12 protein-coding genes are annotated in these 17,032 nt (G+C 38.7%); 2 read left to right on the top strand and 10 right to left on the bottom strand.

Features of this window, described 5'->3' with window-relative positions:
* Positions 1-64 precede the first annotated feature (64 nt).
* Entirely contained in the window at positions 65-250 is a 186-nt protein-coding gene (locus CA265_21320) for a hypothetical protein (GenBank protein ARS42058.1), read from the top strand.
* Positions 251-383: 133 nt separating this feature from the next.
* The gene (locus CA265_21315; GenBank protein ARS43082.1) at positions 384-953 is read left to right on the top strand and encodes a hypothetical protein; all 570 of its coding nucleotides are present in this window, start codon (positions 384-386) and stop codon (positions 951-953) included.
* Positions 954-1,048: 95 nt separating this feature from the next.
* Here CA265_21315 and CA265_21310 read toward each other — a convergent pair whose 3' ends face one another.
* The 10 genes from CA265_21310 to CA265_21265 form a co-directional block, all read right to left on the bottom strand.
* Positions 1,049-1,576 carry a hypothetical protein gene (locus CA265_21310; protein ID ARS42057.1) on the bottom strand — a complete coding sequence of 176 codons (528 nt, stop codon included), beginning with the start codon at positions 1,574-1,576 and terminating at the stop codon, positions 1,049-1,051.
* Between the two features lie 99 nt (positions 1,577-1,675).
* Complete coding sequence (locus CA265_21305) at positions 1,676-3,184, bottom strand: hypothetical protein (GenBank protein ID ARS42056.1); 1,509 nt, start codon at positions 3,182-3,184, stop codon at positions 1,676-1,678.
* Positions 3,185-3,195: 11 nt separating this feature from the next.
* Entirely contained in the window at positions 3,196-6,372 is a 3,177-nt protein-coding gene (locus CA265_21300; protein ID ARS42055.1) for a hypothetical protein, read from the bottom strand.
* A 290-nt stretch (positions 6,373-6,662) separates the two neighbouring features.
* Positions 6,663-7,583, bottom strand: a complete 921-nt coding sequence (locus CA265_21295; protein ID ARS42054.1) for a hypothetical protein — start codon at positions 7,581-7,583, stop codon at positions 6,663-6,665.
* Positions 7,534-7,899, bottom strand: a complete 366-nt coding sequence (locus CA265_21290; protein ARS42053.1) for a hypothetical protein — start codon at positions 7,897-7,899, stop codon at positions 7,534-7,536. The genes CA265_21295 and CA265_21290 overlap by 50 nt, the downstream gene beginning before the upstream one ends.
* Positions 7,900-8,004: 105 nt before the next feature.
* Complete coding sequence (locus tag CA265_21285) at positions 8,005-8,631, bottom strand: DNA-binding response regulator (GenBank protein ID ARS42052.1); 627 nt, start codon at positions 8,629-8,631, stop codon at positions 8,005-8,007.
* Positions 8,632-8,666: 35 nt separating this feature from the next.
* Positions 8,667-11,600, bottom strand: a complete 2,934-nt coding sequence (locus CA265_21280) for a hypothetical protein (GenBank protein ID ARS42051.1) — start codon at positions 11,598-11,600, stop codon at positions 8,667-8,669.
* 41 nt (positions 11,601-11,641) lie between these two features.
* Positions 11,642-14,011, bottom strand: coding sequence for a phospholipase C, phosphocholine-specific (locus CA265_21275; GenBank protein ID ARS42050.1), 2,370 nt, complete (start codon positions 14,009-14,011; stop codon positions 11,642-11,644).
* A 161-nt stretch (positions 14,012-14,172) separates the two neighbouring features.
* Positions 14,173-15,678, bottom strand: a complete 1,506-nt coding sequence (locus CA265_21270) for a licheninase (GenBank protein ARS42049.1) — start codon at positions 15,676-15,678, stop codon at positions 14,173-14,175.
* Between the two features lie 220 nt (positions 15,679-15,898).
* Positions 15,899-17,032 (bottom strand): hypothetical protein, encoded by a 1,134-nt coding sequence (locus CA265_21265; protein ARS42048.1) that lies wholly within the window; start codon positions 17,030-17,032, stop codon positions 15,899-15,901.

Here is a 17,032-nt window from a genome sequence, read left to right as displayed (position 1 = left end):
TTGGGCATAATGACAAATTAAAATTTAAAATAAATATTAACTTTGCCTCCAAATAACAAAAAACATGAGTGTACAAGAGAACAGCAGCAATAATTTCAACTGGTTATATTATGCTTTAGGTTTATTCTTCGGAGTTTTAACTGGAGCAATCATTACGCAAAACTATATTTTCGCTTTGTTAGGTGGTGTTTTAGGTCTGTTAACAGCAGGTTTATTCTTAAACGCTATCGTAAAAGGAAGAAAATACTAGTTTTTAGCCCTTTTATACCAATAAATCCTTTTAAGGATTAAAAATTAATCCCACAGCAAATGAGGCCATTGTGATTTTACGAACAGCTGTAAAATCATGATTGCTCATCGCTACTGAAAACAAAAACCTACAAATGAAAAATATCTTCATTGTTGTTTTCGCTCTTATTTGTTTTAGCGCAAAGGCCCAACAAGCCCCTACTGCTGAAGTAAAATTTCCTGTTGCAGACCCAAGCCCTGCAGATATTGTTTATTTTCCGCTTAATGCCCCAAAGGCAAAGGCTGGAGATCTGACAAAACCGGTGATAAAGATTGTTTATTCGCGCCCACAGAAAAAAGGCCGTGATATTTTTGGCGTTTTAGAACAATACGGAACCGTTTGGCGTTTTGGTGCCAACGAAAGTACAGAAGTTCGTTTCTTCAAAAAAGTAAACATTGGCGGCAAAAAAATCAAAGCAGGTACGTATAGCTTATTCGCTATCCCAAACAAAGATTCCTGGACTATTATTGTAAATAGCGAAACGGATAAATGGGGCGCTTTTACCTACAATCAGGCTAAAGATATTGTTCGTGTAAATGTTCCGGTTAAAACCCTGGCTAAACCGATCGAATATTTCTCCTTAACCTTTACCGAAATTACCGGAGGTGCGAATCTGGTTATTGGCTGGGACAGAACGCAGGTAGAATTACCCATTCATTTTTAAGTCGAAAAGAAAGAAAAATATAAAGTCCCGGTTATGGCCGGGACTTTTTTTGTTTTAAATCGTTTTGTTCTTTGGTGGAACTTAGGGAATTAATGCTAATTTGAAACCAGCTTTTTAGCTTCGCTTTCGCTGCTGATAAACACTTTATATACCTGAGTAATTTTCCATTCGCCTTCTTTATCTTTTTCCATGATGACAAAGTTTTGTTGTGCGCCATCAAATAATTCGTAATTAATATCTACACGTGCAATTACCAGGGCATCGGTTTCAGAAACAATAGTAGAACTGATATTACAATCGCGCTGAATGACGCCTTCATTTTTCTTCATCTGGTTTAACACATCACTCGCTTTATGTTTAATTACCCTTACATCTCTATTCGAAGTAAAAACAGCATCCTCACTTAAAACAGCTTTTAACTTTTTATAATCAGAGTTCATATAGCTGTCCATATAATAATTGATAACTGATTTATGGCTTGCAGTTGGTTTTTCAGCTGCAAAAACATTATTTGTGATTGTAATACCTAGTAATAAAATCACCAAAGCTTTTAGTCTCATAACTATCTGTGTTTTTTTATTAAATGTCGGCTGGAATAAAGAAAAATAATATGCAGATAACACCGTAATGCTGAGGTAACTAAAATGTGATAAAAAGAAAAGGTTATGTTATCATTTGCTTAATTAAACGATAACATAACCTCTCTTCAGGGTTTTAAATGATTACGGATTTTGCTGTCCGGCCAGGCCAGAATTCGCTTCCATTTCTGCCCGTGGGATTAAAAACTGCCATTTAACATCTCCGGCAGGTATGGTTAAGGTTCCTGCAACAGAAGCCGAAACATAGTTTGGAACAACCGTTCTGTCCAGCGGCAGGTTTAAGCGTTTTAAATCTAGCCACCTGTGGCCTTCTCCCCAAAGCTCAATTCTTCTGTTAAAAAGAATCTCGTTGATTAAGGCCTGTCCTGTATTTACCGAGATTACCGCAGCCGGATCTCTCTGCTTAACCAGGTTAAATAAAACCGTTCTGGCCGCAGCCTCGCTTCCAGGCGTTTTTGCATAAGCTTCGGCTAAAATCAGGTACATTTCTGAAGTCCGCATTAAAGGCACATCGCCTAAAGACGGGCCGCCTACTTCTTTAACCGAAAACTTGCGGCTCATATAAGGTTGACGGGCAAAATTTGTAGCAGGCAATGGGAAATTTACTGTAGTTGGTACAGGCTCCCACATCTTTTTCCGAACATCTGTAGCTGATATCTGATCGTATAATGCCGAATTAATCCTTTTTGGATTTCCACGCATAAAGCTTGTATTTGCATTGTAAGCAATCTGCGCAAAATATGATCCGAATGTATCGCCCTGATCTAATGTTGGCATAGAAGCCCATATAAACTCGCCTAAAGCCGCGTTATTAAAGCCCGCCTGATAATCGGTAACCGACAATAGCGGGTATTGGTTGGCATCTACAATGTCTTTAGCATATTTAATGGCGTTTGGATAATCCTGCATCACCAGGGCCACCCTTGCTCTAATGCCTTTTGCTACCGTAGCACCTGCGTGGGTCTTATTCGAAGCGGTGGCATTAAGTGCAATTGCTGTTTCTAAGTCGCTAACAATTGCTGCATAAACACTTTCTACTGTTGCCCGTGGTTTATTGGTATCGGTTGAGGCCAATAAAAGTGGCACACCAAGCTGGTTGTTTGGTTTCGCTGCTGCATCATAACGTTTACCATAAAGCTGTACCAAACCAAAATACGCGTAACCTCTTAAAGTTAGGGCTTCTGCTTTAACGATGTTTTTATCAGCTGCTGCGCCTGAGGCCTGATCGATATTATCGATGATGTAATTCACATTTCCGATAATCCGGTAATAGGTACGGTACATATACGTTAACAAAGTACTGTTATCGGTACGATGACTAATCCACGATCCTCCATCAGAAGTATACCAGTTTGATGAGGATATACCAATATCTTCACCCATAAAGTCCATGTAAAGCATAATACCACCTACACCGGGCTTGTTTTGCTGCGCATTATCTGGTACGGTGGTAGAACGTTCAAACATATAGCGGTAAACACCATTTAATGCATTTTTTGCATTTGCGGCAGAGGTAAACAGTGCTGAATTATCAACCTGATCTGTCGGTTTTGTATCGAGATAATCTTTTTTACAGGCCGTAATACTCAATAGACTGAAACCTGCAAAAAGTAAATATTTTTTATATTTCATGATCGTATCTTTTATAGTGAAACATTGATTCCGAAACTAATCATCCGCGAAGGCACGTAATTAGTTGTATTTAAACCCGTAAACGATTCGGTCGGATCCATTCCTTTGCGTTTAGATATTAAGCCCAGGTTTTCGCCTGCAGCAAATACCCTAACATTGCTTAATGTTGCGCCTTTAATCCAGCTTTGTGGTAAAGTATAGGATAGATTTATGTTACGGAAAGCGATATAAGAAGCATCGACCAACCAGCGGCTTGATATCCCATTAAATTGGGCTGAGCGTCCAATATCCAATCGTGGTATATCGGTAACCTGGCCAGGTGTCATCCACGAGTTTAATACATCAACATGCAGCGCCGAACCATAGGTGGTGGCCATCAAGCCCTGGTAATTCTGATCAAAGAATTTACCCCCGATCTGGTAAGTGATCAGGAAGGATAAACCAAAGTTTTTATAGTTAAACGTATTGGTAACCGAGCCATATAAATCTGGAATAGCCGTGCCCGAATAATCAGAACGTGCATTATTAATATCGGTGGTTAAAACACGGCCATTTACGGTGCGCAGATTGGTTGTTACACCAGTATTAGGCTCAAATAAGGCTGAACCATCAGCCGGATCTACTCCTGCCCATTGGCGCAGATAATAAGCATAAATGTCGCGCCCCACTTCAAGTCTTTTCGTTCCACTGGTTACGGTTGGCGTTTCTGCCGGCATTTTGGTGATTTTATTTTTTAACCAGGACCAATTGCTTAATATGTTCCAGTTGAAGTTTTCAGATTTCAAAATATCGCCGCTTAATTGCAAATCGATTCCGGTATTGTACATGGAACCAATATTGCGACGGATAGAAGTGATTGGATCAGACAGTGGCTGAGGTACCGCAAACAATAAATTTGATGAACCACGTTTAAAATATTCGATCTCACCTCTCAGGCGGTTTTTAAACAAACCAAAGGCTATCCCCGTATTAAAAGTGTTTACCGATTCCCATTTTAACTCGGGCGTTGCGGCGGTGGCCAATAACAAGCCTGGCTCGCTACCATTGTTCCAGCCTAACTCATAAAAAGCCTGGTAATTGTAATAAAGGCTGTTGTGCTCAACAAGGTTTGCATCAATTAAATTATCATTTCCTACTTCACCATACGAAGCTTTCAGGCGTAAATCACTGATCCAATCCATGTTTCTCATGAAATCTTCTTTGTTAACTGCCCACGATGCACCTGCAGAGAAAAATGTTCCCCATCTTGATTGTGAAGACAAACGCGAAGTACCATCACGACGGATAGAGGCATCTACAAAGTATTTTTCCAAATAGTTATAACCTACTTTACCAAAATAAGATTCTACACGATAAGTATCTTTATATCCTCCGGCATCACTAGGGGTTACAAAATTCGGGAATTCTGTATTTCCATCTAAAATCTGGCTTTGTTTGGTCGCACTTAACCTGCGCCAGTCATAGTCGTAGTTTTCATGTCCGGCCAAAGCATTTACACTATGATTGCCAAATGTTTTGCTGTACGATAAAACCTGGTTAAAGGTATAACTCTGTGTTGGCGTGCTCCGCTTGGTAGATGAACCACCAACGGTACTTCCATCGCCCACAACCGGGTTTCGATATTCGCTGCTATAGGCATTAATAAAATCGATACTAAAGGTTGGTTTAAAAGTAAAATCTTTTAAAAATTTAATCTCGGCATATGCTCTACCGTTAAGGGCAAGCCTACGGCTCTGTACATCGTTTAGCAAAGTTTCATAAATTACATTTCGACCAGCTAAAGCACCTTGTGGCCTGTTAACAGAACCAGGATGTCCGCCGTAGTCATACCATTGCTCGCCAGTGGCGGTTAAAACCGGATTGCCATTGGCATCATAAGCATGTACTGGATAAATAGGACCAATAGTTCTGGCAAAATTGAAAACATTCACAAAAGCCGTGGCACTACCTGTTGAGGCGTCCTGTGCTAAATTTCCGTTCGACAAACTTCCCGACAGGTTTACCCCTGTTTTTAACCAAGGTCGTAATTGAGTATTGGCATTAACACGAACATTAAATCTTTCGAAGTCAGTCTTAATTAAATAACCATTATCCTTCAGGTAATTCATAGAGAAATAATAGTCGGTTTTTTCATTTTTAGCACTCGAGTTCACATTAAACTCAGTACGTTTTCCAACACGAGAAGACTGCTTAAACCAATCGAAGTCATCATAACGCAACTGTGCATTAGGATTCAATTTGCCATCCACACCTACAATCTGATTGTTCGGCACATTAAACGGATTATAGATCAATTGCCCCTGAATGGTATTGGAAGCTTGTGTAGCCGCAGCCGACTCGCTTATACCAGTTCCAGTTGCCGGATATACCAGGCTGTTTTTTAAAGCCTGCCACATTAGGGGGTAATAATCTAAAGCACCTATTCTATCATACTCTGGTATGCCTCTTTTAGAAAAGCCCTGATTATAGGTTGCGTTTAATGTTGGCGTACCGGATTTACCTTTTTTTGTGGTAATGATCACCACGCCATTTGCTGCCCTCGAACCATAAAGTGCTGATGAGGATGCATCTTTTAACAAAGAAATACTTTCAATATCGTTGGCGTTAATGTCGCCAAGCTCACCATCATAAACAGAACCATCTAATACAAAAAGAGGGCTATTCGATGCCGATATAGAACCAAATCCACGGATACGGATGGCCGAACTACTGCCTGGCTGGCCGTTTCCGGAGGTCGTTACCACGCCAGGCGCAACGCCCGACAGCACATTGGTAACATTCGTAATAATCCGGTTATCTAATTGCTTAGCATTTAAAGTAGCCACAGAGCCTGTAATGGCTTCCTTCTTACTTGTTCCATAGGCCACCACAATTACATCCTGCAGGTTTTTAGAAGAGGAGACCATGCGGATATTTAACGTTTCGCCAGTTATTTTTACTTCCTGCTCGGTGTAACCAACATAGCTTAGCACTAAACTCTGTGCATTGGCTGGTACCGAAATCGAAAAGGTTCCTTGCCCGGTGGTTTGGGTCAGTTGTGCGGTCCCTTTTATTTTTATAGATACGCCTGGCAATGGTAAGCCATCATCCGCATCAACCACTTTTCCGGTAATTGTTCTATTTTGCGCTAAAGCGTTTAAATAAGACAAAACCGTCACCATTAAAATCAATAGTAATTTTTGTTTCATGTCTGGGAATAAATAGTTAGTAATTAATTAGTTCTGTAGGTTCTTAGCAGATGTGCACGAAACCAAATCAATAAGCAATTTAGGCGCTGTGAAAATCCAAAAATGTGCGAAAATCACCATTCTGGACAGAAGGAGGCTTTAAACGCAAAAAAGCAAACCCCAATCCTGGCAGTTTGCTTTTTAATCATTATTAACCTAAACAGGAAAAAACTTCTACAAATTGTCCTGCAAGAGCTTCAAAAATAGTTTCATCCTAACATTCTAAATATGCAGAAATCACTATTTATACTTTAGTTCAACCTACTCTTTCTATATTTTAGCGGGGTAATATTGAACGTGTGTTTAAATAACCTGATGAATGAACTTGGGCATTCAAATCCTACTAAACCTACTATCTCATTTAAGGAATAAGTGGTGGTTTGTAATAGTTTTTTAGCCCGGTTTAATCTTAAATGCACTAAAAACTGGTATGGGCTAATTTCATATGCTTCTTTAAAGGTTCTTAGCAAATGGTTAACCGATAAACATGCCTGTTCGGCAATATTTTCTAATGTTATATTTTGATTATAATTACTGCTAATGTATTCTTTAGCGAGTGTTAATCTTTTTAAAACCTCTTCGCGGGTTTTTGTTTTGATAAAGCTGAGTTTATCTAATTTCTGAGCCACCTCCTTATCATAAATTTTATAATAGTTTAAAAGGCAGTGGTACAGGTACTCATTAATCAGCATTTCGTCTTTCAAACCTTTATCGAGCTGGCTTTTTAAATGCAGTACATTAAAGCGCATATCGCCAGAAAACGGATAAAGCGATTCGATAAACGGAGGTGTTTCCCGGGCTTCTTTTCCGGCAAGTAAACTTTCGTTGCTGTTTGAAAAAGTATGATGAAAATCTTTAATAAAATTTTCGCCAAAGGAAACCGAAAATGTATTTACAGGACTTATCGAATCGATTTTGCTGCTAAAATTTGTACCGGCATTTACCACGGCAAAAGTATCGGGATAAATGCTAAACTTACGTTTGTTAATTTCGCAGTCTTCGGTGCCGTTAAAAACAAATTTAATGGTATAAGCATCATTCTGTTGCTCGTAAAGCGCCTCACAGGTGCTTTCGCTTATAATTTTATTCCTATTGCTTAATTCTTTTACGTATCTCATAACATTAATCCTCATTATAGTTACGCTGCTCCAATATGATGAAATGATTACCATAAGGATCAGAAAATTCGATACTTAAACCCTCACTTAAGTAAGCTGGTCTATTTTTAAAAACAACCCCTCTCGATTTTAGCCTGCAATAATCTTCTAAACAATCATCACTGCTTAATACAATTTTATTGGTCTGGTTTTGATGCTTCCGTTCTGACAGGAAAATATTGGTCTCATGATCTGCCTTTACCATGATTCCTTTTTCCTGTTCAGAAATCATTGTCGATTCTGTAGGCATGCCCAAACAGTTGGCATAGAATGCATCTGCATCATTTAGCTGCGTTACTTGCACATAAAAGAATTTTGCAGATTGGTTCATTGCCTTGTTTAATTGTATGATGTAAAATTAAACTGAAATTGAACCCGAAGGATCACCCAAAAAGGGTGATTTTCGCATTATTTTTTAGCAGGAAATGGGTATAGATTAAATAAAGCGCTTTTCTTTGGCTGTTTTAATCGCTTCTGATTTTGAATTTACATCGAGTTTGATGTAAATATTTTTCACATGGCTCCTTACCGTTTCCTGGTCGATAAAGAGATCGTTTGCGATTTGAGATTTTGTTTGTCCGTTTGCAATCCGATCTAATATTTCGGTTTCGCGTTTAGTTAAAGGAGAATTGAGGTTTTTCTGAAAAGAATGCATAACAATGCGCGCTACATTGGTACTCATGGCGCCTCCACCTGTACTCACCTCTCTTACTGCATCTATAATTTTTGAGGCACTCGAATTTTTGGTGAGGTAACCACCGGCGCCCATGGTTAAGGCTTCGAAAACCAATTCGGGCGAATCGAAAACGGTAAGGATAATAATATTTGCAGTAGGTAAGGTTTTTTTGATAAAAGGCAAAGCCTGCAGTCCATTGGTGCCAGGCATCTGGATATCGAGCAAAATCACATCAGGATGATCGGCTTCTAAGTGTTTCCTGGCCAAATCGTACGAAGCATAAGCATTTACGACTACAAAATCGTCTACATCGCTTAATAACGATTCATAACCCATTCTTAAAATATCGTCGTCTTCGATTAGAACAATTCGTAAATTCTGGCTCATTTTTGTGGTTGGTTTTAATTAAGACGCTTTTAGTGCTATTTTGTAACAGGAATTCTGGTAGAAATTGTTGTGGTGGTACCTTTCCCCTTAACAGAAGAAATTTGGAAGGTCGATTTTATGCGTTTGCAGCGTGTTTGAATGTTGTTTAGTCCTCTTCCTTTTTGTACCGTTTCAATATCAAAACCCGCTCCGTCATCTGTTGTCAGGATGTTTACCGTATCATGATCAGTTTCAATAACCATAATCAACACCTGGCTTGCTTTAGCATGCTTTAATACATTATTCAGCATTTCCTTAAAAATTAACGTGAGGTTTCGGTTAAACTCCATCGACAGGTGTAGTTTTTGGTATTTACTTAATACTCCTTCCATTTTAAATGTAACGCCGGTATTTTGGAAAAGGTCTACACCAAAATTTTTAATATGCATTAATATTTCAAATAGATTATCGCTATGTGGATCTAATGCCCAAAGGATATCTTTAGTTCCGGTATACAAAAGGCCGGCATTCTCTCTGATTAAGCGGATCAGTTCTTTTTGCTCTTTTTCAGCTCCGGATACCTTTTTATCCAAAATTTCTGACAAAACATTAATCCTGGTTAATTTATTGCCAATATCATCATGAAAATCCTCGGCAGTTTGTTTTCTTATTTTTTCCTGTTCTTTTAGCTTTAACTTCTCGAACTGGTGTTTTTTACGCTCTCTTGTTTTAAAAATCAGGTAAAAAATAAGCCAGATTAGAAATATAAGCACCAAAAAGGCGATGATTTTAAATATAACGGTATCATAATATGGCGGCACAATGGTAAAGCTAAACTGCTCTATATTCGATTGCTGACCATTTGCAATGGCATAAACCTGGAAGGTATAACTTCCCGGCCTTATGGCCGAATATTCGATTTCCGTATTGGGTACAGGTTTACTGAAATCGTTATCTACTCCAACCAGTTTGTAGCGATAAAGTACGCTTTCGGGATTGGTGAGATAAACCCCTTTAAAACTTATCGAAATGTGGTTTTGACTGTAGTTCAGTTTATAAAATTTATGCCCTATTTTGCTTAGGTCTATTGAAATATCTTTTGCACGATCATTTTTATGAAAAACACTTACCTGTTGAATATGGATAAAAGGGTTCTTTTTGTTCTCAGTAGTCGGATTGGTTTTACATTGAATGAGTCCGTTTATAGTGCCCACCAATATGCTGTTTTTGTAATTGATAATGGCGTTTTGATTACACTCCACAATTAGGGGATGATCTCTAAACACCTCATAACTTTGCTGCTGTTTATTAAAAGTTAGTTTGTTAATCCCCCGCCCTGTTCCGGCCCATAAATTATTTTTCTTATCGGTTGCCAGGCTATAAATATCATTTGAGTTTAGTCCATTGGCAACAACATAACGCTTAATGGCTTTTGTTTTTAAATTCCAGGTAATAATCCCATCACCAAGCGTGGCAAAAATTAAATTATCATGATGTTTTATAATGCTCAGTACGTAAACATTGCTGAGCGATTTGATGTGAAAGGTTTTATCTATTTTTTTGTTTTTGATGAGCGTAATGCCATTTGAGGTACCAAGAAATACGCTATCCTTGGTCAAAGGGTAAATACAAGATAAATAGCCATCAAACCCACTGATTCGTTCGGTTTTCCCATCCTTTAAATAAGTAGTCCACATGAGTCCGTTTATCCAGATTCCACCTTCCTCGTCTTCAGCTATCGCGCTGTTATCAAATCGCTCTGGCTTTAATACCTGGCTAAATTTCTGTCCGTTGTATTTCCAAATACCCTGGCCATAGGTAGAAAACCAAACGTTTTTTGCTCTATCGGCATAAACGAAGTAGATTTTTTTATCCTTAAAAGCGGGGATATCGACATTTTGTACATCTTTACCATCGTACTTAAAAACACCCTTGTTAAAAGTGCCAAACCAGAGGTTGTCGTTTTTATCGGCTGCTATTCCGCTTATTGGATAAGCCAGGTTCTTGCCTTTAAACCTGTTGTACCTGATGAAAGCATCGCCTTCATATTTGTAAATGCCATCACTAAAACAAGATATCCAGATATTATTTTCGGCATCGCTAAATATTTCATTTACCTGGTTATCGCTCAATCCATTTTCTCCGTTAAAATTAATGACTGCCCCGGTTTTATTGATGAAATAAGCCCCTTTTTCAGAACCTACCCACATATTTCCACGATGATCCTGCGCGATGGAATAATAGGTATCAATACCAGCTTTTTTAAAAAATGGTTTAACTATTCCATTCTCCAGTACATAAATTCCACTACGATAGGTTAAGAGATAAATTTTGTTCTTTACCGTTTTATCAAATAAAATCTTCCGGATCGATAAAGTATTGATGGCTGGCGGTAACTCCTGGTAGATTGCCCAATTGTTATTTTTTAATTGATAAATCCCGCTTCCTGATACTACAGCATATAGGTTTCCAGAACTGTCGCTGTTTATGGTATGGATATTTTTACCGGCGATGGAATAAGAAATAATTTTATCCTTTACAATTTTGAAAAGTTTATGTTCACTTATTCCCCAAATAACACCCTCTTTGTCTTTAAGCAAATGGCTTACCCCTTTACCTGAAAACAGGGTGCTTATTTTTCCGCGCTTCAGGATGCTAATGCCCGTTTCGGTGCCAAAAAATACCTGACCTTGGTTATCTTCTGCAATGCAGTTTACGGAGTTCGATCCTAATCCATCAGCTTTGCTATACGAGGTAAATTGCCTGCCGTCAAAATTACTTACCCCGCCAAAAGTGCCAAGCCAGAGCGTCCTGTCTTTTGCCTGAAAAATTACCATTACCTGCGACTGAGGCAAGCCATCCTTCAGGCTGTAATTGGTAAAATTATAGCTTTGGGCCGATAGCTTCAGGCTAAAAAGCAAAATGAAAGAAACTATGAAATTTATCTTGATTATAGACAGTTTACTGCACATGTAATACAAAATAAGCATAATTTCTTTCAAAAGCCATCCCCCTTTTTGGGGGATATTTTTTATGCGTTGCCCATGTATGGGTCGGTTTGGGTAATTTCTCCGGTTTCTATTTTACCGGCATAACGGTGTTTAAAGGTAATATTACCCGTCTGTACAATACTGAAGTCGTACCAGTTCGCGTTTTTAGCCAGATTAAATGAAATATTGCTGCTCGATTTTGGCTTAATTGTTACGGTTTTAATCCCCGATTTGTATTTGTTATCTACAATTTGGAGTGTAACTAAAGCAGCGCCTTTGTTCTCTATAGCGAAAACCAGGGTACCTGTTAATTTTTTGGACACCAAACCTCCTTGCTCCGGATATGCTTTTACCACAATGGAAGGATTTTTTTTGCTGCCTGTAAAATGCCTGTAAAAACCATTAGGACCGCTTACTGTCAGGTCATAAACTTCGTTATCAAAATCATCCAGTTTAATGCTGTCTTTTAACACATCACCAGCCTTCACTGCATAGGCCCATGTTTTGCCCACAACACCTTTAAATTTGGCAATGGTATTCATGTTGAAAGGCGCACCAACCGTTTCTGTTTCACTACCGAACAAGGTTTTTGCCGATTGAAAAGTAAGTGCGATTTCATTATTAACCAGATTGGCATCAACCATTAAATGATAAGGTAAGGCACAGGCGTGTTTTGTTCCGTTTTCCTGTTTAGGTGCATGGTTAGATGTTTCAGGAGAAAAGGATTCGAATTTATTTATTTTTGCAACATCGGTTTTATTAAGTGCGGTAGGCCCAACCTGTGCGGGTTTATTTTTAGCATTACCGATATTAGTTACCACAACATCACGTTTTAATGGTTCCGGAGATTTGATTTCCTCTCCGTTATATGGTCTAAATACGGAGGTTAAATCGCCACATATATTTCTTCGCCAATCGCTAATGTTATTGCTTTTAATGGCTTTACCTGTTTTTTTAGCCAGCCATTTTTCCATAAACATTAATGATGAGGTATGGTCGAAAACCTGCGAGTTTACAAAACCACCCTTGCTCCAGGGTGAGGCAATAACTAATGGAACACGATAGCCCAAGCCGATCGGACTTCCTTTTCTTGATTCAAAATCGGTAGCATAGTTTATGCCTTCAGATACCTTTCCGCTGGTTGAATCATCAGGGTTTGGCACCACGAAAGGGGGCTGATGATCGAAGTAACCATCATTTTCATCGTAGGTTAAAACAAAAATTGTTTTTTTCCAAACCTCTGGGTTTTTAGTTAAGATATCCAGGGCTTCGCTCACATACCAGGTTCCGTACAGAGGAGAACTGGTGTGATCAGAAAAACGCTGAGGCGCAACCAGCCACGAAACCGTTGGTAATTTTCCGCTGTCTACATCTTTTCTAAACTGGTGAAAAATATCGCCCTTAGGCACATTAATGGTTTCAGACTTACCCTGGTCATTTTTAAAGGTAAACGGTTCAAGATCGAGATAATCTTTTTGAGAAATGTTCGTAGTAAATGCTTTATCTACTAAGTTTTTTTCCTTTTGAGATAATTTATCGTATTTCTCCTGAACCTCTTTTGCGGTTAATGCAGGTTTAACGGTGTTATCGCCATTTTTTCTAAAGTAGGCCGATAATTTAACATTGTGCCTGCTGATGTACTCAACCGGATTATCACCATAATTACCCAACCAATCATCTATTTCACCTTCCGGGAGTTTGGAGGTCCACAGTTCATTTTGGTAAATGCGCCAATCGATACCATTATCTTCTAATGTTTCCTGAAAGGTTGGCCAATCGACGAATACATTATTTTGCGATTCGGCCTGATCGTTGTTTACCACTGCAACCCGGTTGGCGCTTTTTTCTCCGCGAACGGTTCCTGTAAAAAAGAACAGTCTGTTTGGTGTTGTTCCGGTTAACGATGAGCAAAAATGCTGATCGCAAATGGTAAAAGCATCGGCCATGGCATAATAGAACGGAATATCATTCCGATCATAATAAGCCAATGTCATGGGTGTTTTAACCGGCAGCCATTTATCGTAACGGCCACCATTTCTTGCAGCAACCTGGTCATTCCACGAATGGGGTAAACCACCTTGCCAGGTGATTTTCGTTTTGTTAATGTCGACATGAAAGGGTGCATAGGTATATCCCTGACCATCTTTTTGCAACCAAACTTTGTTTCCATCAGGTTGAATGTGTGGGTGGGGATCATTAAATCCGCGAACACCTTTCATTTTACCGAACATATGGTCGAAGGACCTGTTTTCCTGCATCAGGAAAACGATATGCTCTGCGTCGTAAAATGTACTACCCGGTTCAGGGTTAATTGACATGGCTTTTAGCACCGAACTGGGCAAGGTATTGGCCATACCAGTGGCTCCGGCAAACAAGGCCGCTTTTTTTAGAAATTCTCTACGTGAGTCCATAAATTATACAATATAGCTTAGATACCGCAAGTTATAGTTTTCAGTTAGCATTTTTCAGTTGACAGTTAAATTTATAGCTCAAGTTAGTCCGAAGTCCTTAGTCAATTTAACTAAGCACCATGACTGATCAAACTATAAACCATCATCTATCTCCTCTTCCATTACTTCTGAAATACCCTCACATAATCCACTTTCATTGTTGCGGGGAAAATAGATTCATCTACGCCTTTTTGTCCACCCCAACCGCCACCTACGGCTACATTTAAAATAATGTGGAAGTTTTGATCGAATGGCCAGTCGCCGGATCCTTTTTTGGTGTTCTTAAACGTGAGGTATTTTTGATTGTCGATAAAGAATTCGATCCGATCGGCATACCATTCTACCGCATAAATATGATATTCGGTATAAGGATGATCAACCTTTAAAGCCTTGCCAACCTGCGTTTTTATGACATGGTTAAACTTTTCGGTATGTACCGTTCCATGAACACTATCCGGATCATAACCCACATGTTCCATAATATCAATTTCACCGCTTTTTGGCCAGCCACCATATTTCCAATCAGTTGGTAAAGCCCATATTGCAGGCCATAAGCCCCTGCCTTTGGGTAACATAGCGCGGACTTCTACCCTTCCATATTTAAAATCGAATTTATTTTTCGTGACTAATCTGGCCGAAGTATAATGGTTGTTTTCCTTATCTGCTTTTACAGCAGTAATATTCAGATTCCCTTTTTTTACAACGGCATTCGTACTGTCGGCATCGGTATAATATTGAAGTTCGTTATTGCCCCAACCCTTTCCGCCAACATCATAACTCCAGTTTTTTGTTAAAGGTAATCCGGCATCGTTAAATTCATCAGCCCACTTCAGTTTCCAGCCTGTTGCAACTGGTGTTTTTTTAAGTTCTTCGAAAGTTAATTCTGGCTCATTGGTGGTAATGTAATCAACCTGGTGTGCCAAAAGCCATTGAATTTCGGGAACTGTATTTACCGTCCAGGCGTTTACCGTTAATCCTAATTTGTGGGCATTTTCGATCCACCCATCTTTTTGGTAAACGCTAAAATGATAGTCAACACCGGTTAATTTATCGGCTTTCATTTGTTCGGCACTGATTTCACCTTTTAAATAAGCCACTTTTGCTTTCGGCATTAATGCTAAAATGCGTTTGCAATAATCGTAGTCGAAACTGATGTACTCTGTCCACTCCACTACCCCGAGTTTCTGAACCATTTCAACACATTTATTGGTCACCTCAATTCCCCGGTCTTTGCTGATTAACGAAGGTTTGATCTCTAAAATCAGTTTAGTGGTTCTTTGCTTTTTACCCGCCAATAAATAGGCTTCGAGTGTTGGGATCTTTTCGCCATTACTCATCGTTTTGGTCAATAAATCAGCATAATTTACTTTTTCGATAACCAAACCCTGAAATTCAGGATCGTGATTAATGACCAAAACATTGTCTGCGGTCATCCATACATCGAATTCCGAACCATAACAACCCAACTTTACTGCTTCGTTTAAAGAGGCTATTGAATTTTGAGGGAAATTATTTTTCTTCCATGCGCCACGGTGGGCAATTACCTGGTTTTTATTCCAGTTAAATTTTTGAGCAAATGAGGCAGTAAAAATGAACAACATTAGTGCAGAAATAAATACTCGTTTCATATTTTGGTTTTATGATGATTGACCTGAAAATCATGATTGTCCCATCTCCATTGAAAATAATTTTATGGGATGAAAGATCAAAAGTAGATTTTTAGCCCGAATACAAAATAAAGTTAATGTAACCATTATATGAACAAAAACAAAAAGCTTACCCATCCAGATAAGCTTTTCGATCATTAACTATTTAACATGCACCCCTTCTACAAGGTGTAATTCTTATTTATTCAGAACCGGTTTCATTAACGGATTCTGTTTTCATTTTATACTTACTGGCATAGGTAGCAGCCATTTTCATAAATCTGTTATAAGCGGCTTCGTCCTGCGCGCGTTTATTTACAGCCGCAGCTGTTTTCATAAACTCAAGACCACTATCATCTGTAACAATGGCATCAGCCCATTTACAAAAGAGCTTCACCACTTCCGGAGTAAAACCGTTTTTAACCAATAATGTGCTATAAAGCGCATTGAAGTGATATTGGTATAAAACAGGATTTTTTATAGCGAATTTCAGAAAACCTACGGTATCTTTTTTCATCGCCAGGAAGTATTTATTTCCCAAAGTTTGCAGGCATATTTTCCATGTTTTTTCTGTGAAATATTTTTTCTGCCCCCCTAAAAAGTCTTCAAAAGCAGCATCATTCAAATTTGTTTTTAGTGCTTTAGCCAACTTGAGGTTTAAGCCATAATCGATCACAGGCTGCAATACATCGGCTCCATAAAGCGATACAAAACCATTGTAATCAGCAAAGATGGTTTCAATAGCCTTTTCGTCTGCCGATCTGGTAACCAGATAAGGCAACAAGGCATTTTCGGCTTTAAAGTTTTTTAAAGTATCGCTATAGGTTGCTAAGATAGCTGGAGTTATTCCCTTCCGGGTTTTACAGAATTCTACATAAAACGAGGGATATTTTTTCTCGTCATATTGTGTAGAAAAACCAGCTAAAAACTGCTGTTGATTTGCTTTTTGACGTGCATCGGTAAACAAGGCGAGCAAATTCCCCGGATCTTTATAGCCCGATGATGAGCTTATTAGTTTCCCATCGCCATTTAAGACTAAAAAAGTAGGGAAGCCATTTAAAATATGCTGCACTTTTAAGGTATCGCCAAGTTTATCCTTAAAAATATCTACTTTGAGCATCAGGAAATTTTTATTCATTTCGGCTTTAACCAGCTCGTTTGGAAAAACATTTTCGTCCATTTGAGCACATGGGATGCAGCCTGTGAAATAACAATCAACAAAAATGAGTTTGTTTTCTTTTTTGGCTTGTTTTAATACACTGTTTAAGGATTGATTTTGTGCCAGACAGCCTATAACAGCGAACATCAGGCAAATGGTATGGATTATTTTTTTCAT

Source organism: Sphingobacteriaceae bacterium GW460-11-11-14-LB5 (assembly GCA_002151545.1).
GTDB lineage: Bacteria > Bacteroidota > Bacteroidia > Sphingobacteriales > Sphingobacteriaceae > Pedobacter.
This window is presented reverse-complemented; position numbering and strand designations above follow the sequence as displayed.